22 protein-coding genes and 1 pseudogene are annotated in these 26,471 nt (G+C 73.3%); 11 read left to right on the forward strand and 12 right to left on the reverse strand.

Annotation, left to right across the window (positions count from 1 at the left end; translation table 11 throughout):
• The first annotated feature begins 371 nt into the window (after nucleotides 1–371).
• Nucleotides 372–2,099 (forward strand): ABC transporter ATP-binding protein, encoded by a 1,728-nt coding sequence (locus tag J4709_RS35015; protein WP_307801812.1) that lies wholly within the window; start codon nucleotides 372–374, stop codon nucleotides 2,097–2,099.
• On the opposite strand, the gene J4709_RS35020 is transcribed toward J4709_RS35015, so the two are convergent.
• The 5 genes and pseudogenes from J4709_RS35020 to J4709_RS35040 form a co-directional block, all read right to left on the reverse strand.
• A complete protein-coding gene (locus J4709_RS35020; protein WP_208247362.1) occupies nucleotides 1,996–3,453 on the reverse strand; it encodes a HAMP domain-containing sensor histidine kinase in 1,458 nt (485 codons plus the stop codon). The two genes, J4709_RS35015 and J4709_RS35020, sit on opposite strands and share 104 nt — an antisense overlap.
• A pseudogene (locus tag J4709_RS35025) lies at nucleotides 3,450–4,164 on the reverse strand (response regulator transcription factor). Before J4709_RS35025 ends, J4709_RS35020 begins: the two are co-directional and overlap by 4 nt.
• A 79-nt stretch (nucleotides 4,165–4,243) precedes the next feature.
• A complete protein-coding gene (locus J4709_RS35030; protein WP_208247364.1) occupies nucleotides 4,244–5,056 on the reverse strand; it encodes an IclR family transcriptional regulator in 813 nt (270 codons plus the stop codon).
• 53 nt (nucleotides 5,057–5,109) lie between these two features.
• Entirely contained in the window at nucleotides 5,110–6,777 is a 1,668-nt protein-coding gene (locus J4709_RS35035; protein WP_208247366.1) for a thiamine pyrophosphate-binding protein, read from the reverse strand.
• 17 nt (nucleotides 6,778–6,794) lie between these two features.
• A complete protein-coding gene (locus J4709_RS35040; protein ID WP_208247369.1) occupies nucleotides 6,795–7,550 on the reverse strand; it encodes an SDR family NAD(P)-dependent oxidoreductase in 756 nt (251 codons plus the stop codon).
• 102 nt (nucleotides 7,551–7,652) lie between these two features.
• On the opposite strand from J4709_RS35040, the gene J4709_RS35045 reads away from it, so the two are divergent.
• From J4709_RS35045 to J4709_RS35055, 3 genes are read left to right on the forward strand one after another with little or no spacing between them, the layout of a single operon-like run.
• Nucleotides 7,653–8,726, forward strand: coding sequence for an ABC transporter permease (locus J4709_RS35045; RefSeq protein ID WP_208247371.1), 1,074 nt, complete (start codon nucleotides 7,653–7,655; stop codon nucleotides 8,724–8,726).
• Nucleotides 8,723–9,796: a sugar ABC transporter substrate-binding protein gene (locus J4709_RS35050; RefSeq protein WP_208247373.1), complete on the forward strand. Its 1,074-nt coding sequence runs from the start codon at nucleotides 8,723–8,725 to the stop codon at nucleotides 9,794–9,796. The genes J4709_RS35045 and J4709_RS35050 overlap by 4 nt, the downstream gene beginning before the upstream one ends.
• A gap of 1 nt (nucleotide 9,797) precedes the next feature.
• A complete protein-coding gene (locus tag J4709_RS35055; protein WP_208247375.1) occupies nucleotides 9,798–11,303 on the forward strand; it encodes a sugar ABC transporter ATP-binding protein in 1,506 nt (501 codons plus the stop codon).
• Between the two features lie 25 nt (nucleotides 11,304–11,328).
• On the opposite strand, the gene J4709_RS35060 is transcribed toward J4709_RS35055, so the two are convergent.
• Nucleotides 11,329–12,318 carry a TIGR03621 family F420-dependent LLM class oxidoreductase gene (locus tag J4709_RS35060; protein WP_208247377.1) on the reverse strand — a complete coding sequence of 330 codons (990 nt, stop codon included), beginning with the start codon at nucleotides 12,316–12,318 and terminating at the stop codon, nucleotides 11,329–11,331.
• A 170-nt stretch (nucleotides 12,319–12,488) separates the two neighbouring features.
• Between J4709_RS35060 and J4709_RS53895 the strand changes: the two genes are divergently transcribed.
• Together J4709_RS53895 and mctP are read left to right on the forward strand one after the other, a co-directional pair.
• A complete protein-coding gene (locus tag J4709_RS53895; RefSeq protein WP_208247379.1) occupies nucleotides 12,489–12,734 on the forward strand; it encodes a DUF3311 domain-containing protein in 246 nt (81 codons plus the stop codon).
• Entirely contained in the window at nucleotides 12,731–14,365 is a 1,635-nt protein-coding gene (gene mctP, locus J4709_RS35070; protein WP_208247381.1) for a monocarboxylate uptake permease MctP, read from the forward strand. Before J4709_RS53895 ends, mctP begins: the two co-directional genes overlap by 4 nt.
• A 152-nt stretch (nucleotides 14,366–14,517) precedes the next feature.
• Here mctP and J4709_RS35075 read toward each other — a convergent pair whose 3' ends face one another.
• From J4709_RS35075 to J4709_RS35085, 3 genes are all read right to left on the reverse strand, one after another.
• Complete coding sequence (locus J4709_RS35075; protein WP_208247383.1) at nucleotides 14,518–15,030, reverse strand: GNAT family N-acetyltransferase; 513 nt, start codon at nucleotides 15,028–15,030, stop codon at nucleotides 14,518–14,520.
• Nucleotides 15,031–15,059: 29 nt separating this feature from the next.
• A complete protein-coding gene (gene qcrB, locus J4709_RS35080) occupies nucleotides 15,060–16,601 on the reverse strand; it encodes a cytochrome bc1 complex cytochrome b subunit (RefSeq protein WP_208247384.1) in 1,542 nt (513 codons plus the stop codon).
• A gap of 129 nt (nucleotides 16,602–16,730) precedes the next feature.
• Nucleotides 16,731–17,795 carry a phosphotransferase family protein gene (locus J4709_RS35085; protein WP_307801814.1) on the reverse strand — a complete coding sequence of 355 codons (1,065 nt, stop codon included), beginning with the start codon at nucleotides 17,793–17,795 and terminating at the stop codon, nucleotides 16,731–16,733.
• Nucleotides 17,796–17,912: 117 nt separating this feature from the next.
• Between J4709_RS35085 and J4709_RS35090 the strand changes: the two genes are divergently transcribed.
• The 5 genes from J4709_RS35090 (at nucleotide 17,913) to J4709_RS35110 (ending at nucleotide 23,107) form a co-directional block, all read left to right on the forward strand.
• Nucleotides 17,913–19,205 (forward strand): acyl-CoA dehydrogenase family protein, encoded by a 1,293-nt coding sequence (locus tag J4709_RS35090; protein ID WP_208247387.1) that lies wholly within the window; start codon nucleotides 17,913–17,915, stop codon nucleotides 19,203–19,205.
• On the forward strand, nucleotides 19,202–19,876 hold the full coding sequence (locus J4709_RS35095; protein WP_208247389.1) for a TetR/AcrR family transcriptional regulator: 675 nt from the start codon (nucleotides 19,202–19,204) through the stop codon (nucleotides 19,874–19,876). The genes J4709_RS35090 and J4709_RS35095 overlap by 4 nt, the downstream gene beginning before the upstream one ends.
• An 86-nt stretch (nucleotides 19,877–19,962) precedes the next feature.
• The gene (locus tag J4709_RS35100) at nucleotides 19,963–20,325 is read left to right on the forward strand and encodes a VOC family protein (RefSeq protein ID WP_208247391.1); all 363 of its coding nucleotides are present in this window, start codon (nucleotides 19,963–19,965) and stop codon (nucleotides 20,323–20,325) included.
• 170 nt (nucleotides 20,326–20,495) lie between these two features.
• Nucleotides 20,496–21,944 carry a hypothetical protein gene (locus J4709_RS35105; RefSeq protein WP_208247393.1) on the forward strand — a complete coding sequence of 483 codons (1,449 nt, stop codon included), beginning with the start codon at nucleotides 20,496–20,498 and terminating at the stop codon, nucleotides 21,942–21,944.
• A complete protein-coding gene (locus J4709_RS35110; RefSeq protein ID WP_208247395.1) occupies nucleotides 21,941–23,107 on the forward strand; it encodes an ARPP-2 domain-containing protein in 1,167 nt (388 codons plus the stop codon). Before J4709_RS35105 ends, J4709_RS35110 begins: the two co-directional genes overlap by 4 nt.
• A 99-nt stretch (nucleotides 23,108–23,206) precedes the next feature.
• Here the strand turns inward: J4709_RS35110 and J4709_RS35115 are convergent, their stop codons facing one another.
• The 3 genes from J4709_RS35115 to J4709_RS35125 form a co-directional block, all read right to left on the reverse strand.
• Entirely contained in the window at nucleotides 23,207–24,022 is an 816-nt protein-coding gene (locus J4709_RS35115) for a PIG-L family deacetylase (RefSeq protein ID WP_208247397.1), read from the reverse strand.
• A 67-nt stretch (nucleotides 24,023–24,089) separates the two neighbouring features.
• Nucleotides 24,090–24,944, reverse strand: a complete 855-nt coding sequence (locus J4709_RS35120) for a class II glutamine amidotransferase (RefSeq protein WP_208247399.1) — start codon at nucleotides 24,942–24,944, stop codon at nucleotides 24,090–24,092.
• Nucleotides 24,945–25,001: 57 nt separating this feature from the next.
• The gene (locus J4709_RS35125; protein ID WP_307801817.1) at nucleotides 25,002–26,456 is read right to left on the reverse strand and encodes an amino acid permease; all 1,455 of its coding nucleotides are present in this window, start codon (nucleotides 26,454–26,456) and stop codon (nucleotides 25,002–25,004) included.
• Between the last annotated feature and the right edge of the window lie 15 nt (nucleotides 26,457–26,471).

Genomic DNA, 26,471 nt, shown 5'->3' on the forward strand with positions numbered 1-26,471 from the left:
GCCTCCTGCTGTCCGGAATGGCGCTTAGCGTTCTCTTATATTTCTCTTCGCCGCAATTCAGCTCCGCCTGCGGATTATCCTCGCGTCGGCCCGTTAAGTTCATTTCTGCAAGGCCGCGAAGGCGGCGAGGAGAAACCGAAGGGGAAGCCGAAATGAGCTTCAGGAAGATCACTCCCAAGCCCCGCAAGCGCCCGGTCAAGCCGGTTCCGCCGAAGAAGCACCGCCGCCCGAAGCGCGCCCCGCGGCCGCACGGCAAGTAACCGGCCGGCACTTGAGCCGGACGGGAGCCGGCGGGGGGAGAGAGCGGACTCGCCCCGCTGGCTCCCGTCCTTTTTCATGCGCGGGAACGCGCGGGAGTGATGGGAGGGGACGTGGCCCGTACAACTCTTTCCGAGGCCGCGCCCGTCGTGTCGGTGCGCACCACTTTCCGGCATTTCTGGCCGCTCATGCGCGGGGACCGGAGGCTGCTGCTGCTCGGCGGCGCGCTCGCCGTCGCCGCGGCGGCCTGCGAGGTCGCGGCGATCCGGCTGTTCGGCGTGATCACCGACCGGGCGCTGGCCGCACGCGACCTGGCCGCCTTCTGGACGCCGGCCGCCCAGTGGCTCGGCATCGCGGTGGCGGCCGCGCTGATGACGTTCGCCGGCGACTACGTGACGACGCTGGCGGGCGAGCGGTTCCTGCTGCGGCTGCGCGACCGGCTGTTCGCGCACGTCCAGACGCTGTCGCCGGACTTCTTCGACCGGGGGCGGCTCGGCGACCTGATGGCCCGGCTGACCGACGACGTCGAGGCGATCGAGGAGCTGGTCGCGTCCGGGCTGGTCCGGCTGGTGACGGCGGTCGTCAGCGCGGTGTTCTTCGCCTCCGCCGCGTTCGCCGTCCGGTGGGACCTGGCGCTCGTGGCGTGCGCGCTCGTCCCGGTCTTCCTGCTGGTGACGCGGGGGTTCTCCGGACGGTTCCGGGCCGCGGCCGGGCGGGAGCGGCTGAGCAACGGGGCGATGGTCGGCACCGTCGAGGAGAGCCTGTCGAACCAGCCGCTCGTCCAGGCGTACAACCGGCAGGAGGCGCAGGCGCGGCGGCTGCACGACGAGGGGCGGACCTGGCTCGCGGCGAAGATGGCGGAGGCCCGACTGTCCGGCATGTACGGGCCGCTGGTCGAGGTCGTCGAGACGGTCTGCGTGCTGGTCGTGCTCGGGGTCGGCGCGTGGGAGCTGCAGGAGCACCGGGTCACGCTCGGCGGGCTGCTGTCGTTCGCTGCCTACCTCGGCTACCTGTACCCGAACGTGCAGAGCCTCGGGGAGGTCGCGCTCACCGCGTCGGAGGCGGCGGCGGGCGCCGACCGCGTCCAGGAGGTGCTGCGCACCCCGCCCGCGGTCGCCGAGGACCCCGCGGCGCGCACCTGCGTCGCGCGGCGCGGGCGCGTCGCCTTCGACCACGTCACGTTCCGCTATCCGGGTACCGGACGGCCCGCCGTCGAGGACCTGAGCTTCAGGGCCGGCCCGGGCGAGCTGGTCCTGCTGGCCGGGCCGAGCGGCGCCGGGAAGTCGACGGTCACCAAGCTGCTGCTGCGCTTCTACGACCCCGACTCCGGCGGGATCCGGCTGGACGGGATCCCGCTGCGGGAGCTGTCGCTCGCCGCGCTGCGCGACTCCGTCACCGTGCTGCAGCAGGAGACGCTGATGTTCTCCGGCACCGTCCGCGACAACATCGCCTACGGGCGGCCCGGCGCGACGGAGGCGGAGATCGTCGCCGCGGCGGTCGCCGCCGACGCCCACGACTTCGTCAGCGCGCTGCCGGACGGCTACGACACCGAGATCGGGCAGCGGGGGCGGCTGCTTTCGGGCGGCCAGCGGCAGCGGATCGGGATCGCCCGCGCCATGGTGCGCGACGCGCCCGTCCTGGTGCTCGACGAGCCCACCACCGGCCTCGACGCGCGCACGGCCCGCAACGTCCTCGGCCCGCTGCGGCGGCTGATGGCGGGCCGGACGACCATCCTCATCACCCACGACCTCCATCTCGCGCCGAAGGCGGACCGGGTCGTGACGCTCGGACCGGCGGGACCGCGGACGCTCGCGGCGTTCCAGGAAGGCGCAGGCGCATGAGCGCGCCGCCCTCGGGCCGGTTGCACGCCGACACCGTGCCGCCGTGCTGCTCGGCGGTGTGCCGGACGATCGCCAGCCCCAGCCCCGAGCCTGGCAGCGCGCGTGCCTCGGGCGCCCGGTAGAACCGCTCGAACACATGCGGGAGCGTCTCCTGGGGGATGCCGGGGCCCTCGTCGGCGACCAGCAGCTCCCCGCCCCGCAGCACGACCCGGACGGTGCCGTCCGGCGGGCTGAACTTCACCGCGTTGTCCAGCAGGTTCGTGACCGCGCGGACGAGCGCCGGCTCCGAGCCGCGCACCAGCCACGGCTCCAGCCGCGTCTCGAACGTCGCCGCCGGCGCCCGCAGCCGGACCCGCTCGACCGCGAGCGGGACGACCCGGTCCAGCCGGACCTCGGTGCGCACCGCGGCCTGCTCGTCGTCGCGGGCCAGCTCGACCAGGTCACCGACGAGGTTCGTCAGCTCCCGCAGCTGCGCCTTCACGTCGCCGAGGAGCGCGTCCATGCTGCCGTGCGGGAGCGTCCGCTCGGGATGGGCGCGCGACTGGATCAGCAGGTCGATGTTGGTGCGCAGGCTGGTCAGCGGGGTGCGCAGCTCGTGCCCGGCGTCGGCGACGAGCCGCCGCTGCCGCTCCCGGGACCGGTTCAGCGCGGCGAGCATCGCGTTGAACCCGCCGGCGAGCCGGCTGATCTCGTCGTCGCCCGTCACCCGGATCGGCTCGGTGTTGAGGTCCTGGGTGCGGGCGATCGCGGCGACGGCCCGGGTGAGCCGTCGCACCGGCTGGAGTCCCGCGCCCGCCACCGCGATGCCCGCGCCGGCCGCCAGCACCGCCGCACCGGCCCCGACCACGATGGTGATGTACTGGAAGCCGGTGACGGTCTCGTCGACCATCGTCAGCGACCGGCCGAGCACGATCACCGTCCCGTCCTGCGCCCGCACGGTGATGACCCGCATGTGCACGCCGCCGGCCTCGCCGTCGGCCAGCACGAACGGCGGCCCGTCCGGCGCCGACACCCGCCGCACCGCGGACCGGTCGACCGGCGGCGGCGTCCGGGTGCCGGGCGGCGACACCGCCCGGCCGTCCCGGACCGTCGCGACGCTCATGTCCAGCGCCGCCAGCAGGTCGCCGTCGTGCCGGTCGCCGGGACGGCCGTTGACGTTGTCGGCGAGTGTCTGCGCCTGCCCGATGAGGTTCTGGTCGATCTCCTTGCGCAGCCGCCCGGTGAACATCGTGAACGACACCGCCGACGTCACCACGATCGCGGCGATGACCGTCCCGGCGGCCAGCACCGCCACCCGGGCCCGCAGCGACGGCCCGCGCCACCGCCACTCCCACCGGCGTGGCCGGAGCCTCATACCGGCCCCTCCCGCAGCGCGTACCCGACGCCCCGCACCGTGTGGATCAGCCGCGGCCCGCCGTGCTCCTCGGTCTTGCGGCGCAGGTAGCCGATGTAGACGTGCAGCGAGTTCGACGAGCGGCCGAAGTCGAACCCCCACCTCCTCGTGGATCCGGGCCCGCTCCAGCACCCGCCGCGGCCGCCGCATCAGCAGCTCCAGCAGGTCGAACTCGGTGCGGGTCAGGTGCAGCGGCCGGCCGCCGCGCCGCACCTGCCGGGTGTCGACGTTCAGCACCAGGTCCGCGAACCGCAGCACCTCGTCGCCGCCGGGCTCCGCGCCGAACCCGCGCGAGCGGCGCAGCAGCGCGCGCAGCCGCGCCGTCAGCTCCTCCAGCTCGAACGGCTTGGCGATGTAGTCGTCGGCGCCCGCGTCGAGGCCGGCGACGCGGTCGCCCAGCTCGTCGCGCGCCGTCAGCAGCAGCACCGGCAGGTCGTCGCCGCGGCCGCGCAGCATCCGGCAGGTGCCGAGGCCGTCGAGGTTCGGCATCATCCAGTCGAGCACGACCGCGTCCGGGGCGGCCCGGTCGATCGCCTCGAGCGTCTCCAGGCCGTCCGCCGCGAGCTCCACCTCGTAGCCGTTGAAGCGCAGGACCCGCTCCAGCGCCGAGCGCACCGCCGGGTCGTCGTCGGCCACCAGGATCCGCGGCGCGCGCGCGCCCGCCTCCGTCATCTCCGCTCCCTCGGTTGGTCCGGCCACCACTGTGGGCCACCGATCGTGAACGGAGGGTGAGAGGACGCTTAGACGGCGCTCAGGAGAGCCTTAACCGCGGCAGCGGCGGGACCGCGCCGTCGCGGGCGAGCTCCCGCGACAGCGACAGCGCGGCGGTCCGCACGGCGGGGGCGAGGCGGTCCAGGTCCAGCCGGCACACGTTGCCGGTGATGGACAGGGCGGCGATCACCCGGCGGCGGCGGTCGAGGATGGGCGCCGCGACGGCCGACACCCCCGGCTCCGACTCCTCCCGGTTCACCGCGTAGCCGCGGTCGGCGGTGCGGGCGAGCTCGCGCCGCAGCAGCCCCGGCATCACGATCGTGTGCGGGGTGTGCCGGGCGAGGCCGGCGTCCAGCACGCGGTCCAGCCGCTCCGGCGGCCCGAGCGCGAGGAACAGCTTGCCGGTCGCGGTGCAGTAGGCGGGCAGCCTGCCGCCGACCCGGGAGATGATCGGCATCGACCGGCGGCCGCTCACCTTCTCCAGGAACAGCGTGTCGACCCCGTCCAGGACGGCGAGGTGGATGTTCTCGTGCGTCGCCTCGTACAGGTCCTCCATGTGGGGGAGAGCGGCCTCGCGGAACCCGCGCGGGCGCGGCGCCCGGTGGCCGAGCACGAACAGCCGCATGCTCAGCCGGTAGCCGGCCGCGGTCCGCTCGACACCGCCCCAGCGCACCAGCTCGGCCAGCAGCCGGTGCGCGGTCGGCTTGGGCAGCCCGGTGCGGGCGGCCAGCTCGGTCAGCGTCAGCTCGGTGTCGGCGGAACCGAAGGCGTCCAGCAGGCTGAGCCCGCGCGCCAGCACCGACCTCGGCGGTCCCTGCTCCGGCGGGCCGGATCCGGCGGCCTGTGCGTCCATGCCCCGATGGTCACCGTGATCGCGCGTCCCGGCAAGGGGCCGCGGTCCGCCGCTCACCGGGAGCCCGGAGACCGGTCGCCGGGCGAGGGGGCGTGCCCGGCGACCGGGGCCTCGATCAGCAGCGGCCCGGCCAGGTCCCGCACCGACGCGACCGCCTCCGCCAGGCCGGCCGCCGACCCGGCGCGCACCGACGCGATGCCGAACAGCCGCGCCGCCGCCTGCCAGTCCAGCGCCGGCGGCGCCAGGTCCATGCCGACGTAGCGGCCGTGCTCGGCGGACGCCCCGCCGCCCTCGTCGAGGGTCTCCTTGAGCGTGCGGTACTCGCCGTTGTTCATCACGACGAACGCGACCGGCACCCGGTAGCGGGCCGCGCTCCACAGCCCCTGCACGCCGAACATCGCGCAGCCGTCGCCGAGGACCGCGACCACCGGCCGGCCGCCGCCGGCCATCCGGGTGCCGACGGCCGCGCCGATGCCCCAGCCGAGCCCGCCGCCGACGGTGTGCACGTACGAGCCGGGACGGTCCTGGCGCAGCACCGCGCGCAGCCGCAGCCCCGCGGTGATCGCCTCCTCCACCACGACGGCGCCGTCCGGCAGCCCGGCGGCGACCGCGTGCGCCGCGGCGCCCGGGTCCATCGGCGCGGGGCCGTACGCCGCACGCGCCCGCTCCTCGGTCTGCGCGCGGGCACGGGCGTGCGCCGCGCCGAGGCGTTCGATCCGCTCGGGCGCGGACGGCACGCGCCCGTCCAGTGCGACGGTGAGCGCGCGCAGCGTCCCCGGCAGATCGCCGACGAGCCCGTGCCGGGCGGCGAAGTTGCGGCCGATCTCCGCCGCGTCCTCGTCCACCTGCACGATCGGCAGGCCGTCCGGGACGGCGGGCCCCGGCGTGTAGTGGTGCGGCATGAACGCGTGGCAGCCGGCGATCAGCACCGCGTCGTGCGCGCCGAGCGCCTCCCGGATCGCCGCGTTGCGCGGCGGCAGCATCCCCGCGTACAGCCGATGGCCGGTGGGGAAGTCGATCCCGTCGTTCATCGGCTGGTGGTGGACGGCCGCGCCGAGCCGCTCGGCGACCGCGACGAGCTCCGCGACCGCGCCCGCCCGCCCCACCCCGTCACCGGCGATCACGACCGGACGCTCCGCCGCCGCGAGCAGCGCCGCCGCGTCCGCGACCTCCGCCGGTCCCGGGCCGCTCACCGGGGAGCGGGCCGGGACGGTGACGTCGCAGTCCTCCTCCAGCAGGTCCATCGGCACCGACACCAGCACCGGCCCCGCCGGCGGACGCGCGGCCAGCGCGAACGCGCGCCGCAGCACGACGGGCAGGTCGCGCGCGTGCTGCACCTCGACCGCGCTCTTCGTCGCCGCCGACGCCAGCCCCACCAGATCGCCCGACAGCATCGGGTCCTGCACGAGGTGCCGCCGGTCCTGCTGCCCCGCGACGACCACCATCGGGGTCCGCGACCGCAGCGCGTTCAGCATCCCGATGAGCCCGTTCGCGACGCCCGCCGCGACGTGCAGGCTGACCATCGACGTCCGCCGCGTGGCGCGCGCGTACCCGTCCGCCATCGCCACCACCGACGCCTCCTGCAGACCCAGCACGTACCGCAGATCCGGCGCCTCCACGAGCGCGTCCATCAGCGGCAGCTCGGTCGTGCCGGGGTTGCCGAAGATCCGCGTGACGCCCTCGTCCCGGGCGATCTCCAGCAGCGCCTCGATCGGCCTCATGTCCCGCCTTCCCGGAGTCAGTGCTTGGCGGAGCCGCCGTCGACGTTGATGGTCTGCCCGGTGAGGAACCCGCTGCCCTCGTCGACCACGTACAGCAGCGTCGACAGCAGGTCGCGCGGCTCCTCCGTCGCCGGGACGACCTGCAGGCCTCGGACCCGGTCGAAGCCGCCGTCCGCGCCCGTCGTGCGGGCGGCCGTCGCGGTGCGGGTGAGGCCGGGCGCGATCGCGTTCACCGTGATCCCGTCGGCGCCCACCACGCTCGCCAGCGCGCGCGTGAAACCGACGAGCCCCGCCTTCGACGTGGTGTAGGCGACCAGGTCGGGCGGCCCGAGGAACACCACCGCCGACACGATGTTGACGATCCGTCCCCAGCCCGCCGCGCGCAGGTGGGGGAGCGCGGCGTGCGAGACCAGGAACGGGCCGTCCAGGTTCACCCGCATGATCCGGCGCCAGTCCTCCAGCGTCGTCTTCTCGAACGGGAGCGGCGGGTAGATCCCGGCGTTGTTGACCACGATGTGCAGGCCCCCGAAGCGGGCCGCGGTCTCCTCGACCGCCGCCCCGACCTCGTCCGGGTCGGTCACGTCCGCGCGCACCGGCAGGAACCGGTCGGCGGGGATGCGCTCCGCGGTGCCCGACAGGTCGGCCAGGTCCAGCCCCGCGACCAGGTGGCCGCGCGCGGCGAGCGCGACCGCGAACTCCCGGCCGAGGCCGCCCGCGGCTCCGGTGACGAGGGCGACCCGCTGCGTTGCGTCCAAGGACGGCGTCTCGGTCATGGACGGCAGCGTGCGTCACCGCGGCGGCCCCGACAAGGCGCCGTTTTCACTCATTGAAACGGCGTCCTTGTCGTGCGAAGCGGCCGGTCACATGCTCGCCGCATGTCAGTTCCACAGCCCTCGGCCGCCGCGCCGCCGGCGAACGAAGACGGCGACGCCGCCCATCGGCGCCGGACGCGCCGCCCGGTCCCCGACGAGGCCGGCGTCGTCGGTGTGCTGGTGCTGCTGGTGCTCGGCGTCGGGCTCTTCCAGCCGGACTTCCTACGCACCGGGAACCTGCTCACCACCGCGCACAACTCGGTCTACGTCGGGCTGATGGCGCTCGGGATGGTGTTCGCCCTGGCGATGCGGGAGGTCGACCTGTCGGTCGGCGGGATGTACGCGATGGGCGTCGTCGTGGGCGCGCTGCTGATCCGCGACGGCTGGAACACCTGGCTGGCGGCGCTGGCCGTGCTGGCGCTGTCGGCGCTGGTCGGGGCGCTCAACGGCGCCGTGACGACGTACCTGCGGCTGCCGTCGTTCATCGTCACGCTCGCCACCGCGATGCTGCTGCGCGGCGTCGGGCTGGCGCTCGCCGAGGGCAAGCAGATCACCGACCTGCCGCAGGGCGACGCGCTGTTCCGCGTCCTCGGCGGCGGGGAGCTGCTCGGCGTGCCGGACGCGGTGTGGGTGTTCGTCCTCGCCGTCGCCGCGCTGAGCGTGCTGTTCACCCGGACGAGGTTCGGCGCGCGCGTCCGGGCGATCGGCTCGAACCCGGAGGCCGCCGAGTTCGGCGGGCTGCCCGTCACCCGCACCCGGATCGCGGCGCTCGCGCTGTCCGGGCTGATGGCCGGCCTGGCGGCGGTGCTGGCGCTGGCGTTCTTCATCGCGGGCGACCCCACGATCGGGCAGGGCTACGAGCTCACCGCGATCGCCGCGGCCATCATCGGCGGCACCCCGCTGAAGGGCGGCAGCGGCTCCGTCCTCGGCGCCGCGGCGGGCACGCTCATCCTCGGCGCCGTCACCGCGGCGCTGGTGTTCTTCGAGGTCCCCATCAACTGGACGACCTTCGCGACCGGCGGCGTCATCCTCGTCGCCGTCGGCGCCGCGCCGCTGCTGCGCCGCGTCCGTGACCTGCGTCCGGCCCGCGCCCCGGGCGCGGACCGCGACCCGCGCCCACCTGGGAGGAACCCATGACCCCGCGTCCCCGCGGGCCCCTCGCCGCGGCCGCCGCGCTGATGCTCGGCGCCGCCCTGGCCACCGCGTCCTGCGGTAGCGGCGGGACGGGCGGCAAGAGCGGCCGGCTGAAGATGGGCATCGCCGTCGCCAACTACAGCCTCAACTTCGCCCGCGAGATGTACGAGGGCGCGACGGAGGCGTCCGAGCAGGCCGGGAACATCGACTTCAAGGTGGTCGGCCCGCCGAACACCGACGGGCCCGCCGAGCAGCAGCTGTTCCAGAACCTCACCGTCACCCATCCCGACGGGATCGTGCTGGAGAACCTCGACCCGCCGATCTTCACCCGTCCCGCCGCGCAGGCGGTCCAGAAGGGCATCCCGGTCGTCGCGCTCGACACCGCGCCCACCGACGGCAGCAGGGTCGGCTTCTACGTCGGCAACGACAACTACGAACTCGGCGCGATGCTCGCGCAGGCGACGGTGAAGAAGCTCGGCAAGGACGCCAAGGGCACCGTCGTCGTCGGTGTCCCGAATCCCGGCACGCCCGTCCTCGACAGCCGCGCGAAGGGAATCAAGGACGCCTTCGCGCAGCAGGCGCCGGGCATCCGCGTCATCGGCCCGTTCCAGACCTACAGCGACCCGGCGCAGAACTACGGCGCCTGGCAGTCGCAGGTCAACGCCCATCCGGACGCGCTGGCGTTCCTCGGCGTCGGCGACGCCGACAGCTACAACCTCGCGCGGCTCAAGGAGCAGCGGCACGGCAAGTACCTGACCGCGGGGTTCGACGTCGACCCGAAGACGCTGGACGCCATCAAGCGCGGCACCAACTTCGCCGGCATCGACCCCGAGCACTACCTCAAGGGCTACATCGCCACCGCGCTGCTGATCAAGGCGGTCCGCGACGGCAAGGGGAAGCTGCCGTCGGGCTGGTTCAAGACACCCGGGCTGGTGATGGACTCGGCCAACATCGACGACATCCTCAAGCGGCAGCAGTCGGTGCAGAACGCCTACGCCTGGTACAAGCCGCAGCTCGACAGGCTGCTGGCGAACCCGAACGGGAGCATCCGGCCGCTCAAGGAGGCCCGCTGACATGCTGGTCGCCTCCGGCCTGGTCAAGCACTACGGCGGCGTCACCGCGCTGGACGGGGTCGGCATCACCCTGGACGCGGGGGAGGTGCACGCGCTCGTCGGCGAGAACGGCGCGGGCAAGTCCACCCTTGTGAAGATCGTCTCCGGAGTGGTGCGGCCCGAGGGCGGGACCATCGCGCTGGACCGCGCACCCGTACGGTTCGCCGGCGCCCGGCACGCCGCCGCACAGGGCGTCGCGATCGTCTCGCAGGAGCTGATGACCTACGACGACCTGACCGTGCTGGAGAACCTCTTCCCCTACGGCGCGCCCCGCCGCCGCGGGCTGGTCAGCACCCGCGAGATGCGGCGGCTCGCCCGGCCCGTCCTCAGCGAGCTGGGCATCGACCCGCCGCCGCACGCCAGGGCAGGCGACCTGCCGCTCACCGACCGGCAGATGCTGGAGATCTGCCGCGCGCTGCTCCAGGAGCCCCGCGTGCTCATCCTCGACGAGCCGACGTCCGCGCTGCCCCGCGACGCCGCCGAGCGGCTCGCGGGCGTCGTCCGGCGCCTCGCCGGGCGGGGCCTCGCCGTCCTGTACATCTCGCACTTCCTCGAGGAGGTCATGCGGATCGCCGACCGGGTCACCGTGCTGCGCGACGGACGGGTCGTGCGGCCGGGCGCCGAGGCCGCGGACGTCAGCCTCGACTCCCTGGTCGCCGCCATGCTCGGCGAGCCCGGTGCCCTCGCCGCCGCGCCTCGCGCAATGCCCGCCGCCCCGCGAAGCCCCGGCGGGGTGGCGGTCTCCCTCACCGGCGTCACCGTGCCCGGCCGGCTGCGGGACGTCTCGCTGACGGCGGCGGGCGGGGAGATCGTCGGGCTCGCCGGGCTGCAGGGCGCCGGGCACCTCGCCGTCCTGGACGCGGTGTGCGGGCGCGTCCGGCCGGCGTCGGGGTCCGTGCGGCTCCCGGACGGACGGGCGCCCCGCTCGGCCAGGCACGCCGTCACCTCGGGCGTCGCGTTCGTCTCCGGCGACCGCAAGGGCCGCGGCCTGATGCTCGACAAGCCGCTGTGGGAGAACGTCACGGCGGTGAGCTGGCTCGGGCAGGGCCGCGGCGGGTTCCTGCCGCGCCGCGCCCGCCTCGTCGACCGGGCGCGCGGCCACCTGGAGCGGCTGCGCGTCCGCGGCGACGTGCGCGCCGGCGCGGGCGGGCTGTCGGGCGGCAACCAGCAGAAGGTCGTCCTCGCCAAGTGGCTGGACGCCGCCCCGTCCGTCCTGGCGCTGGACGATCCGACGCGCGGCGTGGACGTCGGCGCCCGCGCCGAACTGCACGCCATCGTCCGCGGCCTGGCCGCGGAGGGGAAGGCGGTGCTGATCGCGTCGTCGGACCTCGCGGAGCTGGTCGAGCTCTGCCACCGGGTGGTGGTGTTCCAGCGCGGGCGCATCGTCGGGTCGCTCGCGGGCGCCCGGCTCACCGAGCCCGAGCTCAGCGTCGCGATGAACGCGGGCTTCGCCGGACCGGCCCGCTGACGCGCCGCACGCCCGCGCGCCCGGCTCAGCCCAGGTGCGTGATGACGGGCGCGAACGCGTCCATCCCCTCGTCGGACACCTGGTAGTAGGTGAAGCCGTACCGGTCGCGGCGCGCGAGCATCTGCTCGGCGATGTGCTCGGGCGGCCCGACGAACTGCGACGGCATGTCCAGCACCAGGCCGGCCGACGCGGTGCCCCAGCCGCGGGTGACCGCGACCTTCGCCGCGGCGCGGCGCGGATCGGGCCCGAACGTGGGCGTCACCATCATGCTCAGCTCGACGTCGCGGCCGGCGGCGGCCTCCCGCACCCAGCCGACCTTGCGCTCGATGGTCTCGGGCAGCCGCTCGGTGATCTCCTCGGAGATCGTCCCGTCCGGGAGTGCGCGCGGCAGGATGCCGACCGTGTCGGCGAGGCGGCCGGCGATGCCCAGCATGCGGCGGCTGCCCGCGCCGACGACCAGGGGAGGGCACCGGTCCGGGCGCGGGAACACCGTGAGGCCGTCGGTCCGGTAGTGCTCGCCCGCGAAGGTCGTCTTGTCGCCGGACAGCAGGCTCCGCAGGATCCGCAGCGACTCCTCCAGCCGGCCCACCCGCGCGCCCGCCGCGTCGAACGGCATCCCGGCGGCCTCGTACTCCTCGCGGAGCCAGCCGGCGCCGAGGCCGAGCTCGAACCGGCCGCCCGACAGGTGGTCGAGCGTCGCGGCCTCCTTGGCGAGCATCACCGGGTGCCGGTAGTCGTTGCAGAGCACCATCGTGCCGACCCGCAGCGTGCTCGTCGCGGCGGCGGCCGACGCCAGCGCGACCATCGGGGCGAGCTGGTCGCCGAACGGCTCGGCCACGAAGTGGTCGCGCAGGACCAGCGTGGAGTACCCGAGGTCCTCGGCGCGGCGCGCCGTCGCGAGCAGCTCCGCGCCGGAGCGGATCGACTCGCCGACCACGCCGAAGCGGAACGGGCGGGGCGTCCGGCCGGTGCCGTCCGGGCCGGTGCCGTGCTGATCGTTGCGGGCTTCGTCCATGAGCCGAGCATGCCGTGCCCGTGGACCGTTCCGCTGGCAGGAAAACGACACAGGGCTCGACTTGGTCAACAAATGGCCCCGGGGGCTGGTGCCCGCCGTTCGAAGATCGCAATATTGCGGGGGCGAGAGTCGCCCCGGCCGCTCGTTCCCCCGGCCCTGGAGGTCAGTCCGTGAGTGAAACGTCCCCCGCCCCCACATCCCCACCGGGCCCGTCCCTGGCGCGGAAGGTGGTGGCGGGCGTCCTGCTGGTCATCCCGTTCGCCGTCTACCTGGCGGTGCCGACCTATGCCAAAGGCGGCCCGCACGTGGCGGGCTTCCCGTTCTTCTACTGGTGGCAGCTGCTGTGGGTGGTGCTGACGGCCGTCTGCATCGGCAGCGCGCACCTGCTCACCCGCAAGCGGGGTGAGGCGAAGTGAAGGACGTCAACGGCGTCGAGCTGACCATCTTCATCGTCTTCTTCGCGGTGGTCACCGTGGTCGGCTTCGCGGCCGCCCGCTGGCGGCGCGGCCAGACCATCATGCACCTGGACGAGTGGGGCCTCGGCGGGCGCAGCTTCGGCACGTTCATCACCTGGTTCCTGCTCGGCGGCGACCTCTACAGCGCCTACACGTTCGTCGCCGTGCCGTCGGCGGTGTTCGCGGGCGGCGCGATGGGGTTCTGGGCGGTGCCCTACGGCGCGATCGCCTACCCGATCGTGTTCCTGATCGGCCCGCGGCTGTGGTCGGTCGCGCAGCGGCACGGCTACGTGACCGCAGCGGACTTCGTCCGCGGCCGGTACGGGTCGCGGTCGCTCGGGCTCGCCGTCGCGCTGACCGGGATCCTGGCGATGATGCCGTACATCGCGCTGCAGCTCGTCGGCATCCAGGCCGTCCTGACGGTGATGGGCGTGTCCGGGTCCGGCTGGGCCAAGGACCTGCCGCTGTTCATCGCGTTCGCGCTGCTGGCCGCCTACACCTACACCTCGGGGCTGCGGGCGCCCGCGCTGATCTCGTTCGTCAAGGACGCGCTGATCTACATCGTCATCATCGTCGCGGTCGTCTACATCCCGACCAAGCTCGGCGGCTGGGACGGCATCTTCAGCAAGTCCGGCGCCGCGCTCGCCAAGCCGAACCCGGCGACCGGCAAGCCCGCCGGATCGCTGTTCACCAACGACATGACGCACTGGGCGTACGGGACGCTGGCGCTCGGCTCGTCGCTCGCGCTGTTCATCTACCCGCACAGCGTGACCGGCGCGCTCGCCGCCGGGCGCCGCGACGTGATCCGCCGGAACGCGGCGCTGCTGCCCGCGTACTCGCTGCTGCTCGGCCTGCTCGCGCTGCTCGGCTACATGGCGCTCGCCCACCCCGGCGTCGTCGCCGCCGTCAAGCACGCAGGCAACCCGCAGCTGGCGGTGCCGGAGCTGTTCGACCAGGTGTTCCCGGACTGGTTCGCCGGCGTCGCGTTCGCCGCGATCGGGGTCGGCGCGCTGGTGCCCGCCGCGATCATGTCGATCGCCGCGTCCAACCTGTTCACCCGCAACGTCTACACCTCCTTCATCCGGCCGGACGCCTCGCCCGAGGAGGAGACCCGGGTGTCGCAGCTGGTGTCGCTGCTGGTGAAGCTGGGCGCGCTGGTGTTCGTGCTCGGCTTCGACAAGTCGCTGGCGATCAACCTGCAGCTGCTCGGCGGCATCTGGGTCGTGCAGACGTTCCCCGCCATCGGCATCGGCCTGTACACGCGGTGGCTGGACCGCTGGGGCCTGCTCGCCGGCTGGGCCGCGGGCATGGCCTACGGCACCTACACCGCCTACGACCAGTCGTCGCCGGCGCAGAGCCACTTCGGGTCGCCGCTCGCCGACATCCCGTTCATCGGCCACACCGGCTACATCGCGCTGACCGCGTTCGTCCTGAACATGGTCGTCGCGGTCGCGGTCACCCTCGTGGCGCGGGCGCTGAAGGTGCCGTCCGGGACGGACGAGACGACCGCCGACGACTACACGGCGGACGCGGGCGACCGGCTGGCCGCGCCGGAGGACCCGGCGGGCGAGCTTACGGGTCAGTCCGCCTGAGGGGGCTCGCGGGTCCGCGGACCCGCGCAGACCGGTGGGACGGGGCGAGCGGCTCGGTCGCCGTCCGTGCGGCGTAAGGGCGTCACCGACTGCCCCGCTCCCACCGGTCCCTTCCAGACTGCGCCCGGCCCGCCGCGATCCGCAAGGCGGGCTCAGCGGGCGGGGTCGATGCGCTGCGCCAGCACCTGCCCGGGCCAGTCGCCGACCTTGAACTCGGCGACGGTCTCGAACCCCTGGCCGCGGTAGTAGCCGACGAGCCTCCCGTCGCCGCCGCCGTAGCAGTCGACGCGCAGCAGCCCGGCGCCCCGTGCCCGCGCCAGCCGCCTCGCCTCGCCGATCAGCGCGGCGCCGACGCCGCGTCCGGCGAACTCCCGGCCCGTGACCAGCAGCGTGATGTACAGCTCCGGCTCGTCGGCCGCGCCGACGTAGGAGGGCGGGCGCGGCGCGACGGCCATGACGCCCGCTGGGCGGCCGTCCGCCTCCGCGACCAGGATCTCGTCGTCGCGGGCGATGCCGGCGATCCGCTCGACCCGGCGCGGGTCGAGCGACCAGGGGTCCGCGCCCCACTGGCCGGTGCGGCCGTTGCTCGCCAGCCACGCGACGGCGCCGTCCAGCATCGCCATGATCACGGGCACGTCGTCCGGTCCGCCGCTGCGGATCTCCATCGCGGCACCTCCCACCCGTGATCATCGCATCAGCGGGGGACCGGACGGCGCTCGTTCTCCTCAGCAGGGCGTTCCGGCTCGCCTCCGGCGAACAGCCGCGCCAGCGGCCCGCCCGGCGGCCGCGCGGCGGCCCTCCGCGCGCGGAGCCGTTCCGCCGCCTCCGCCGGCAGCGGGCGGGTCCGCTCGCGGAACCCGCCGGACGGGTCGCGGACGATGATCCCGGTCTCGACGCCGTGCTCCAGGAGCAGCCGGTCGCGCCGCTGGAGCCCGAGGCAGAGCCGCCGCGTCACCGCGAACGCCAGGACCGGTCCGGCGAGGAGCGCGACGCGGAAGAACCAGGTGGTCGCGAACAGGGAGACGTCGAACCGGTCGGCGATGACGTCGTTGCCGGCAGCGGCCCACAGCACGCCGTAGAAGACGATCCCCGCGGCGCCGAGGCCCGTCCGCGTGGCGGCGTCGCGCGGACGGTCGAGCACATGGTGGAAGGCGGCGTCGCCCGTCGCGCGCCGCTCGATGAACGGGTAGAGCGCGAGCAGCGCGAAGAACACGGTGATGACCAGCAGCGGGACGAGGATGCCGAAGGAGAGCGTGTGCCCGGCGACGGTGACGTCGTAGCCGGGCATCAGCCGCAGCGCGCCGTCGCCGAAGGCCAGGTACCAGTCGGGCTGCGACCCGGCGCTGATCGCGCTGGGGGAGTAGGGGCCGTACAGCCAGACCGGGTTGATCTGGAGCAGCGCGGCGAGCAGGACGGTCACGCCGGCGGTGAACAGGACGTACGCCGAGGTCTTGGCCATGAAGACCGGGTAGAACGGCTTGCCCTCGACGGTCCGCTCGGTGCTGCGGCCGCGCCGGAAGTCGGTGTGCTTCTGCACCCACGGGAGCACGATCGCGTGCAGCGGCACCAGCGCCGCCATCAGGCCCGGCACCAGCAGCACGTGCACGACGTAGAGCCTCGGGACGAGATCCGTGCCCGGGAACTGGCCGCCGAGCAGGAAGAACGACAGGTAGCTGCCGACGAGCGGGATCGACTGCACGGCGCCGAGCACCAGCCGCAGCCCGGTGCCGGACAGCAGGTCGTCCGGCAGCGAGTAGCCGGTGAACCCGTTGGCCATCGCCAGCGTGAACAGCACGATGCCGAGCAGCCAGTTCAGCTCGCGGGGCTTGCGGAACGCTCCGGTGAAGAACACCCGGAGCATGTGGGCGAGGATCGCGGAGACGAAGATCAGCGCGGACCAGTGGTGCACCTGCCGCATGAGCAGGCCGCCGCGCACGTCCATGCTGAGGCGCAGCGTCGAGGCGTACGCCTCGCTCATCTCGACGCCGCGGAGCGGGACGTAGGAGCCGTGGTAGACGACCTCGGTCATGCTCGGCTTGAAGAAGAAGGTGAGGAAGACGCCGGAGGCGAGCAGGACGAGGAAGGAGTAGAGGGCGATCTCGCCGATGAGGAAGGACCAGTGGTCGGGGAACGCCTTGCGGGCCGCGCGCCGGACGAAGCCGGTGGTGCCGAGCCGGTCGTCCAGGGCGTCCAGGGCCTGTCGGGTCGTGAAACCGCGCTGTTCGGTCAGGGACATGCGCCACTCCCAGGGGGGTCGGTCGCCGGTGACCAATACGACCGAACGTAGTACGACGCCGTGTAGTTCTACAAGAGGTAGTACTACGAGGAGTGGCGAATCGGATGGCCGCGTTCCGGCGGCCGCGGGTCAGGAGGCGATGAACGCCTGCGCCCGCCGGAACAGCCCGAGTGTGATGGCGTGCAGCAGGTCGCCGGTCTCCTTCGGCGCCTTCCCGGCGAACGCCCGCGCGTGCGTGCCCTCCAGGACGATGCCGAGCTTGAAGCAGGCGAGCACCGCGTACCAGGTGATGGACGACAGGTCGCGCCCGGCGACGGCGTCCGCGCGCTCGGCGTAGGCGGTGACCAGCTCGCCCGTCGTCGGCAGGCCGCCCGCCGCGCCGAGGGGGCCGGCCAGCTGCGCGCTCTCGTCGCCGTGCTGCGGCCAGGTCGCCAGCAGCCAGCCGAGGTCGAGCAGCGGGTCGCCGATCGTGCACATCTCCCAGTCGACGATCGCCGCCACGTCCGGGCCGCCGAAGGAGTACATCAGGTTGGCCAGGTGGTAGTCGCCGTGCAGGACGCCCGGACGCCACGTCGTGGGACGGCGCTCCTCCAGCCAGCGCGCGACGTCGTCCAGGCCCGGGATCTCCGGCCCGGGGTAGCCGTCCAGCGCGCCGTAGGAGTCGAGTTCCGAGAGCCAGCGGCTGACCTGCCGCTCCAGGAACCCGTCCGGCTTGCCGAAGTCCGCCAGCCCGGCCGCCTCGTGGTCGACCGCGCCCAGCGCGGACAGTGCGCGCGCCGCGTTCAGGCCCATCGCGTGCCGGACGGACGCGTCGCCGGCGTGCAGGTCCGGCAGGGCCACCGAGGCGTTGAAGCCCTCGACCGGCGTCATCAGGTAGAACACGGCGCCGTTCATGACCGACTCGTCCGGGCAGGCGGCGATCACGCGGGGCGCGGGCACGTCGGTGCCGTCGAGCGCCGCGAGCACCCGCGCCTCGCGGCGCAGCACGTCGTTGGTCTTGGCGCGCAGGTGCGCCGGGCCGCGCCGCAGCACGTAGTCCCGGCCGCCGCGCCGGAAGCGGACCAGCGTGTTCTGCGTGCCGCCGGTCAGCGGCTCGACGTCCTCGAACGCGCCGCCCGGCAGGCCCTGCCCGTCCATCCACGCGGCCAGGACGGCGAAGTCCACGAGCGCGGCGTCGATCTGCTCAGGCTGCACGGGCGGTCCTTTCGGCTACGGCGGTCTACCGGAGAGTAACAGTCATGCACTTGCATTATTCATTCAGATGGCTCGATTATTCACGGGACGCAGCGCACCGACCGCAGGAGGCTCGCCATGGCCTGGGACTTCGAGACCGACCCCGCCTACCAGGAACTTCTCGACTGGGCGGACGCCTTCGTCCGCGACGAGGTCGAGCCCCTCGACCTGGTGCTCGGCGACCCCTACGACAAGTCCGACCCCCGCTACAAGACGATGGTCCGGCCCTTGCAGGACCAGGTCCGCGAGAAGGGCCTGTGGGCATGCCACCTCGGCCCCGAACTCGGCGGCCAGGGGTACGGGCAGGTGAAGCTCGCGCTGCTGAACGAGATCCTCGGCCGGTCCCGCTGGGCGCCGTCGGTGTTCGGGTGCCAGGCGCCCGACTCCGGCAACGCCGAGATCATCGCCCATTTCGGCACGCCCGAGCAGAAGGAGCGCTACCTGCGCCCGCTGCTCGACGGCGAGATCTCCTCGTCCTACTCGATGACCGAACCGCACGGCGGCGCCGACCCGACCCTGTTCACCACCCGCGCCGTCCGCGACGGCGACGGCTGGGTCATCAACGGCGAGAAATGGTTCTCCTCCAACGCGCGGCACGCCGAGTTCCTGATCGTCATGGCGGTGTCGAACCCGGACGTGTCGGCCTACGAGGGCATGTCGATGTTCATCGTCCCCGCGGACACGCCCGGGCTGACCACCGTCCGCAACGTCGGCGTCGGCGGCGAGCGCGAGGGCTCGCACGGCTACCTGCGCTACGAGAACGTCCGCGTCCCGGCCGAGAACCTGCTCGGCGACGAGGGCGGCGCGTTCGTCATCGCGCAGACGCGCCTCGGTGGCGGCCGCATCCACCACGCGATGCGCACGATCGCGCAGGTCCGCAAGGCGTTCGACATGATGTGCGAGCGCGCCGTCTCCCGGCAGACCCGGTTCGGGCCGCTGGCGAAGATGCAGATGACCCAGGAGAAGATCGCCGACAGCTGGATCGAGATCGAGCAGTTCCGGCTGCTGGTGCTGCGCACCGCCTGGCTGATCGACAAGCACAAGGACTACAAGAAGGTCCGCAAGGACATCGCCGCGGTCAAGGCCGCGATGCCGAAGGTGTACCACGACGTCGCGCAGCGCGCGATGCACCTGCACGGCGCCCTCGGCGTGTCGAACGAGATGCCGTTCGCCGCCATGATGATGGGCGCGCAGGCGATGGCCATCGCCGACGGCCCCACCGAGGTCCACAAGATCACCGTGGCGCGGCAGCTGCTGCGCGACGTCGAGCCCGTCGAGGGCCTGTGGCCGTCCGGCCACCTGCCGACCCGCCGCGAGGCGGCCCGCGCCCGCTTCGCCGACGCCCTGGAACACGCTATAGGTAACGAATGAACGAGACGCGGGAGCGGCTGCTGGACGCGGCCGAGCGGCTCTACGCCGAGCGGGGCCTCGACGCCGTCAGCCTGCGCGAGATCGTGCAGGCCGCCGGCGCCCGCAACGCCACGGCCGTGCAGTACCACTTCGGCGACCGGGCGGGGATCGTGCGCGCGATCCTCGCCCGGCACGCCCCGGAGATCGAGGCGCGCCGGCACGCGCTGCTCGACGCCTACGAGGCGGACGGAGTGCCGGGCGGGCGCGCGCTCGCCGGCGCGCTCGTCCGCCCGATGGCGGCCTGCCTCGGCGACGCGTCGGGCCGCGCGTTCCTGCAGGTCTGGGCGGACGCGGTGAACCGGCCGCGCCCGCTCGTCACGTTCGCCGTCCTGGACGACCCGCCGGAGCCCGCCGCCGGGGGAGAGGCGACCTGGCCGAAGCCCGACAGCCTGTGCCGGTGGCGGAACCTCGTGGAACCCGTTCTGGAGGAGGACGCGGCGCGGCTGCACCGCCGCTTCACCGCGATCCTCTACACCGCGACGGAGCTGGCCCGCCGCGCCCGCTCGGGGCCGCGCACCGACGACCGGCTGTTCACCAGCTACCTGATCGACGTCGTCGCCGCGATCCTGGGCGCGCCGGTCTCGGACGAGACCCGCCGCCTCGCCGACGAGCGCGACGCGGCACGCCGCTGACCTCCCCGGACCTCCCATTCGTCCAAGACCGGCGGGGGAGGAGCGGCGGAGACTGGGCATGTTGACCGGCGACCGAGGAGGACGACATGACCAGTGAGATCCGGCGGACGTTCTACCCGCTGATCGCCACCGCCGACCCGGACAGGTCGATGGAGTGGCTGGAGAAGGCCTTCGGGTTCGTCCCGCGCGAGGTGTACCGGGACGACTCGGGCAAGATCGTGCACGCCGAGATGGGGTACGACACCGGGCTCTTCATGTTCGGCTCCGGCGTGTCGGTCAAGGCGGCCGTGTACGTGGCGATCGACGACCCGGACGCCCACCACGACCGCGCGAAGGCCGCGGGCGCCGAGATCTTCCGCGAGCTCGCCGACACCGACTACGGCTCGCGCGACTACGCCGCCCGCGACCTGGACGGCAACGAGTGGTACTTCGGCACCTACCGTCCCTGACGCGGAAAATGCGGAGCCCGCCCCCGTATCGCGGTGCTACGGTGCGGGGGCCGGCCGCGGGACTCCGGTGCGACTTCCGGAACTTGCCTTTCACGCGATGATTCGCTGCTCGCGCCCCCCTTCCCCGGCCGGCACCCCCGCCCCCGACCCCCTGCCTCCGGTGGAATGCGATGAGCGAGACGTTCGCGGACCTGATCGCCTGCGAGGACGCGCTGATGTTCGTCAACGCCGCGATCACCTCCACCGGGCAGCGGGAGTTCCACCACGACGCCGGCGGGCAGCGCCTCTCCCTGGAGTTCCTGCACTCCTACATGCTCGAGAACTACCGGGAGGTCTACGCGGCGGCGCTGGCGCTCGACGTCAACGACCACAACGCCGCGATGATCGTCCGCAACCTGCTGGTGCGGGCCGGCGACGCCGGCGCTGAGCGGCGGCGGCTGGAGGGGCGGCTGATCGCGCGGCGCCTCGACCTGATGCCGCAGCAGCGGGTCTACCGGCTCTTCCGCGACCTGCGCCGGCTCAAGGTCAACAACCGGCGCACGCGCGCGATCGTCCGCGACTGGCTGGCCGGGCGCGCCGCCCCCGCCTTCGACGCCGTCAAGTACCGCAACGGCGTGAAGGCCGCGATCCGGCACGCCCACATCGAGCCCGGCGGCGAGCTGCGCACCTTCCTGTTCGCGCCGTTCCGCGTCAAGGCCTACGAGACGCCGATCTTCGAGCAGTGGCGCCGCGCGCACTACGAGAAGGCCGCGCTGTACGAACTGCCCTACACGGTCGCCGAAGGCTTCGCCGCCAAGCACGGCATCGCGCGCGAAGACTTCCTCGAGCGCATCGCGCCGCGCCTGACCCGGCTGGAGCGGCTCCGCCTGCAGGAGAGCGCGCGGGAGGCGAAGGCCGGCGCCGTCGCCGTCGCCGCGGACCTGACCACGATGCCGCTGACCCGCCTGGCGTCCTACGTGCTCTCGCTCCCGCTCGACGACCGCGCCGCGCGCCGCGCGGAACTGACCGAGGCCCTGCGGACCGCCGCCCGGCGCGTGGCCGGAGCGGCGCGCGGCTCGTGGGGCAAGGTCGCGGCCGTGCTGGACGACAGATACTCCGCCACGGGCTCCGGCCACAAGCGCCGCCGGCCGCTCGCGGTCGCGCTCGCCGCCCACTACCTGCTGGAGGCGCTGGCGAAGGAGTACACGCCGCTGTGGACGTCGGGCCGCACCGACGAACTCCTGGTCTACCCGTTCGGCCCCACCCCGCTGGGGGAGCGGATCATCGACGCGCTGGAGACCGGGCCGGAGCGGCTCCTCATCGTCTCCGACGGCTGGGACAACGCACCGCCCGGCCTCGCCGCGGACGTCCTGCGGATCTGGCGGACGCGCCTCGACCCCGGACACCGGTACGCGCCCGGCCAGCGGGTGCTGATCGCGCACCTCAACCCCGTGTACGACGCCGAGGACTTCAACGTGCGGCGGCTCTCGCCGGCCGTGCCGACCGCGGGCATCAGGAACGCCGAGGACCTGCCGACGCTGGTCGAGCTGGCCCGGTTCGCCGAGGGACGGGTCGGCCTGGCCGGCCTGCGCGCCCACCTGGACGACCGGACCGCCCGCTTCCTGAAGGAGCGCGCATGACGTTCATCCTGGACGGGCTGAAGACGGGGCCCGCGCAGCTGTGGAACTCCGTGCGGCTCGTCCCCCTCATCCGGGACGAGCCCGTCCCGCACCTGAGGCTGCACCGGAAGGCCTACGAGGAGCCGGTGTCGGCTGTGGACGTCGGCGACGGCACCTCCTACATCGCGTTCGTCCCGCACGCGTTCGTCGCGACGTGGAACGACGGCGACCAGGGGCAGGCGGCCGCTTACGGGACGCGCCTGCTGCAGCAGGACACGGCGGCGCAGACCGCCGCCGCTCCACCGCGCATGCCCGTGCGGTTCACCCGGCGCATGGCGCGCAAGGCCGGGAAGGACCGGCTCCGGTTCCTGCCGCTGCACCTGGCCGTCGAGGGCTACCTCGCGCTGCACTTCGGCGGCCCCGAGATCGCCTGGGAGGAGTGGTCGCGGCGGGCGGTGTCGCGCGGCCTGTCGCCGCGCAGCGAGGAGACCTACCTCGGGCTCCAGGTGCGCGGGCTCGAGGACGCGCTGCGGATCTTCGAGATCCATCCGGGGCAGTGCGGCGTGCTCGTCTACGTCGCCGACTCGCTGGCGAGCGCGTTCGTGGTGCCGCACCCGGACGACTACCGGGCCCTGCACGCCACGCTGGTCGAGGACCTGTTCGGTGAGCTGATCTACAAGTACGGGCTGCTCGGCGCCCCCGCCGGCGACCTGACGATGGGCATCGACGGCGCCGGCATCCGGTCGCTCGCGGACCTGCGCGCCGCCGCCACCCTCTACCGGGAGGAATGGGCGGCCTTCCACGACCGGGTCATGGCGTGGGACCTGTTCGACGAGGAGGGCGTGACCCAGCGGGTGCAGCGCCTGCACGGGTTCGTCCTGTCGCGGTTCCTGCCGTCGTTCGGGCTGCGCAAGGAGAACCACATCGGCGAGACGATCACCGGTGAGGACGGCCGCGTCGCCTACCTGAAGAGCTTCCGCCTCTCGGACTCGCAGGTGCGGCGGGGCTACCTGCTGAAGCGGCTCGCCGCGCGCGCCTGGCGGCTGGACGCGACGGCCGAGGCCCTCGGCATCGAGGAGCACGCCCTAGCCCTACGGCTCGAACAGGCCGGGTTCGGCAACCTGCTGCGCCCCGACGTCCTCGACCGCTACCGGGCCCAGGCGGAACGCGCGGCGTCCACCTGAACCGTGCTGACTTGAACCGTGCTGACCTGAACCGTGCCCGGCGGGGCGTTCCCCGCCGGGCGGCGCAGGTCGGCGCGGGTCAGTACGGGTCAGTGCGGGTCAGTGCAGGCCCGCGAAGAGGTCGTCCTCGTGGTCGGGGGCGGCCTCGACGCGGTTGAAGTGCCGGATGAACGTCTCGCTCGCGAAGGCCATGTGCTGGACCTCCTCGGGCAGGCGCAGGAAGAAGATGTTCTCGCCCTGGCTCGCGTGCGCCTCCAGCGCCTTGACCTTGCGGGCGGCGTAGGGCGCGACGTCCACCGTGCTGGTGATCATCTCGTCCGGGACGCCGAAGTCGTCCGGCGGCTCGAAGCCGAGGTCCACGCCGGCGGACTTCGCGAACTCGAACATCTGCGCGATGCCGGACCGGGGGATCGCCGTGTAGTACAGCTTGTCCGGGATGCCGGTCTTCTCGGTGGCCCCGACGGCGATGCGGTGCGCCTGGATGTGGTCGGGGTGCCCGTAGCCGCCGTTCTCGTCGTAGGTGACGACGACCTGCGGCCGGTACTTCTCCATCAGCTCGGCGAGGCGCCCGGCGGACTCCTCCAGCGGGACGTTCGCGAACGCCAGCGGGTCCTCGTTGGTGGACCAGCCCTCCATGCCGGAGTCGCGGTAGCCGAGCAGTTCCAGGTGCTCGACCGCGAGGATCCCGGCGGACTCGCGCACCTCGGCCAGCCGCCGCTGCGCGACCTCCTGCGCGTCGTGGCCCGGCTCGCCCGGCTTCACGCCGCCGGAGTCGTCGCCCTGCTCGCCGTTGGTGCAGGTGACCAGCACGGTCCGGATCCCCTCCGCGGCGCAGCGCGCGAGCAGCCCGCCGGTGCTGAGGACCTCGTCGTCCGGGTGGGCGTGGACCGCCATCAGGGTGAGTTCGTGCTCCATTGCTCCGGGACTCCTCGGGGGCGCTCGTTCGACCCGACCAACCCTACGCGGCGGGCGGTGAAGCAGATCACGTCTGCGACGTGGCCTCGGTCACCGAGAGATCGTCGCGGGAGATCCGGTGCGCCGGCGGATCGAAGGGGTACTGCGAGGCCGCCTCCGTGCCGTCCACGACCAGCAGTTCCCCGGGGTCGAGGAGCCGCCAGCCCGGGGCGTCGTCCATCCGCTCGCTGGCCAGCACGTGGGCGGCCGCCGGCTCGCGGTGCGCCGACACGTGCACGCGGCCGGGCTCGCGGTCGGACGCCATGCTGCGGGCCGCCCCCTCCTCCCCGAGGTCGTGTTTGAGCACCCACAGCTCGTGCGTGTCGGGGTAGCGCAGCGCCCAGATCCGCCCCGCCTCGGCGAGCAGGACGTTCAGCGCGAACACCGGCACCTCGGCGGCGATCCGCCGGACCGCCGCGATCAGGCCGGCGGTGGTGTCGCCCCGCCGCCGGATCTCCGCCGTGACGTAGGCGAAGACCAGCTCGGAGTCGGTCTGCCCCTGGATCGGCGCGCGCTCGACGTCGGTGAGCCAGGAGCCGATCACGTCGAGGCCGCGGACCATCCCGTTGTGCGCGAACAGCCGGTCGTCCATGACGAACGGGTGGGAGTTGTGCACCTGCGGCTTGCCCGTCGAGGCGTACCGGACGTGCGACATGAACGTGTGCGAGACGACGTCGCGGGCCTCGGCGTTGAAGTCGGCGTCCTCGAACGCCGCGATCGGCGCCCGGTCGCGGACGGGCTCCTCGCCGAGCGAGAACCAGCCGAGCCCCGTCCCGTCGGGCATCCGGCGGCTCTGCGAGGACAGGCTGTCCGGGGCGTCCACCAGCCAGAACCTGGCGTGCACGCGCGGCCCGCCGGTCGTCATCCCGAACAGTCGGCACATGCCTGCACGATGCCCGGCCCGCCGGGACCGAACCGATCCCGGCGGGTCAGGGATCGGTCATTCTTCGGCCGGGTCCGCCGTCCGCCCGGCCGCGATCGACGCGACCCGGCCCCGCGCGCAGAACCAGCCGGCCACCAGCGCGGCGATGATCACCGGCACGGCCAGCACCGTCTTGTGGCCCTCGCCGTCGTAGTCGAACCACATCAGCACGACGACCGCGGCGAGGAAGGCCAGCGTGACGATCTCGGTGACCGGCGAGCCGGGCAGCCGGTAGGACGGCCGGGACAGCGCGCCGGTGCGGGTCCGCCGCACGAACAGCAGGTGCGAGATCATGATCATCGCCCAGGTGCCGAGGATGCCGATGGCGGCGAAGTTCAGCACGATCTCGAAGGCGTCCTTGGGGACCCACGCGTTCAGCCCGACGCCGAGCACGCAGATCGCCGTGGTCATCAGGATGCCGCCGTAGGGCACCTGCGACCGGCTCATCGCCATGGTGAACCGGGGCGCCGAGCCGGAGGCGCCGAGCGAGCGCAGGATCCGGCCGGTGGAGTACAGCCCCGAGTTCAGGCTGGACAGCGCAGCGGTGAGCACGATGAGGTTCATCACGCCGCCCGCGGCGGGCACGCCGAGCTTCGACAGCACCGTGACGAACGGGCTCTCGCCGTCCTTGTAGGCGCTCCAGGGCAGCAGCATCGTGAGCAGCAGCACCGAGCCGACGTAGAAGACCAGGATCCGCCAGACGATCGAGTTGATCGCCTTCGGCATCACCTTCTCGGGGTTCTCGGTCTCCCCGGCCGCGACGCCGACCAGCTCCGTGGAGGCGTAGGCGAACACGACGCCCTGCACGACCACGAGCACCGGCAGCACGCCCTTGGGGAAGATCCCGCCGTGCTGGAAGATCATCAGCGGCCCGGCGTCCTGCGCGCCCACCTTGTGGCCGCTGACGACGAGCACGATGCCGATGCACATGAACGCGACGAGCGCGCCCACCTTGACGATGGAGAACCAGAATTCGAGCTCGCCGAAGATCCGCACCGAGATCAGGTTGATCGTGACGACGACCGCGAGCGCGATCAATGCCAGTACCCACTGCGGGATGCTGGTGAACATCTTCCAGTAGTGGATGTAGAGCGCGATCGCCGTGATGTCGACGATGCCGGTCGTGGACCAGTTCAGGAAGTGCATCCAGCCCGCGACGAACGCGCCCTTCTCGCCCATGAACTCGCGCGAGTAGGAGACGAAGGACCCCGAGGACGGGCGGTGCAGGACCAGTTCGCCGAGCGCCCGCACCACCATGAACGAGAAGAACCCGCAGACGGCGTAGGCGATCGCGAGGGACGGGCCGGCGCTGGCCAGCCGCCCGCCGGCGCCGAGGAACAGCCCGGTGCCGATGGCGCCGCCGATCGCGATCATGTTGACGTGACGGGTCTTGAGGGACTTGCGGTAGCCGGCGTCGCCCGCGTCGACGTGCGACGGCTCGGCCGGTGCCGTCCTCAAATCCTGCTCGCTCACGCCTCGTTACCGCCT

Source organism: Actinomadura violacea (genome assembly GCF_017573465.1).
Taxonomy (GTDB): Bacteria; Actinomycetota; Actinomycetes; order Streptosporangiales; family Streptosporangiaceae; genus Spirillospora; species Spirillospora violacea.

Excerpts from the sequence above, each read along its gene's own strand:
- J4709_RS35020 (WP_208247362.1), bottom strand. The coding sequence starts at position 3,453 with ATGAGGCTCCGGCCACGCCGGTGGGAGTGGCGGTGGCGCGGGCCGTCG.
- J4709_RS35030 (WP_208247364.1), bottom strand. The coding sequence starts at position 5,056 with ATGGACGCACAGGCCGCCGGATCCGGCCCGCCGGAGCAGGGACCGCCG.
- J4709_RS35035 (WP_208247366.1), bottom strand. The coding sequence starts at position 6,777 with ATGAGGCCGATCGAGGCGCTGCTGGAGATCGCCCGGGACGAGGGCGTC.
- J4709_RS35040 (WP_208247369.1), bottom strand. The coding sequence starts at position 7,550 with ATGACCGAGACGCCGTCCTTGGACGCAACGCAGCGGGTCGCCCTCGTC.
- J4709_RS35045 (WP_208247371.1), top strand. The coding sequence starts at position 7,653 with ATGTCAGTTCCACAGCCCTCGGCCGCCGCGCCGCCGGCGAACGAAGAC.
- J4709_RS35050 (WP_208247373.1), top strand. The coding sequence starts at position 8,723 with ATGACCCCGCGTCCCCGCGGGCCCCTCGCCGCGGCCGCCGCGCTGATG.
- J4709_RS35055 (WP_208247375.1), top strand. The coding sequence starts at position 9,798 with ATGCTGGTCGCCTCCGGCCTGGTCAAGCACTACGGCGGCGTCACCGCG.
- J4709_RS35060 (WP_208247377.1), bottom strand. The coding sequence starts at position 12,318 with ATGGACGAAGCCCGCAACGATCAGCACGGCACCGGCCCGGACGGCACC.
- J4709_RS35075 (WP_208247383.1), bottom strand. The coding sequence starts at position 15,030 with ATGGAGATCCGCAGCGGCGGACCGGACGACGTGCCCGTGATCATGGCG.
- qcrB (WP_208247384.1), bottom strand. The coding sequence starts at position 16,601 with ATGTCCCTGACCGAACAGCGCGGTTTCACGACCCGACAGGCCCTGGAC.
- J4709_RS35090 (WP_208247387.1), top strand. The coding sequence starts at position 17,913 with ATGGCCTGGGACTTCGAGACCGACCCCGCCTACCAGGAACTTCTCGAC.
- J4709_RS35095 (WP_208247389.1), top strand. The coding sequence starts at position 19,202 with ATGAACGAGACGCGGGAGCGGCTGCTGGACGCGGCCGAGCGGCTCTAC.
- J4709_RS35100 (WP_208247391.1), top strand. The coding sequence starts at position 19,963 with ATGACCAGTGAGATCCGGCGGACGTTCTACCCGCTGATCGCCACCGCC.
- J4709_RS35105 (WP_208247393.1), top strand. The coding sequence starts at position 20,496 with ATGAGCGAGACGTTCGCGGACCTGATCGCCTGCGAGGACGCGCTGATG.
- J4709_RS35110 (WP_208247395.1), top strand. The coding sequence starts at position 21,941 with ATGACGTTCATCCTGGACGGGCTGAAGACGGGGCCCGCGCAGCTGTGG.
- J4709_RS35115 (WP_208247397.1), bottom strand. The coding sequence starts at position 24,022 with ATGGAGCACGAACTCACCCTGATGGCGGTCCACGCCCACCCGGACGAC.
- J4709_RS35120 (WP_208247399.1), bottom strand. The coding sequence starts at position 24,944 with ATGTGCCGACTGTTCGGGATGACGACCGGCGGGCCGCGCGTGCACGCC.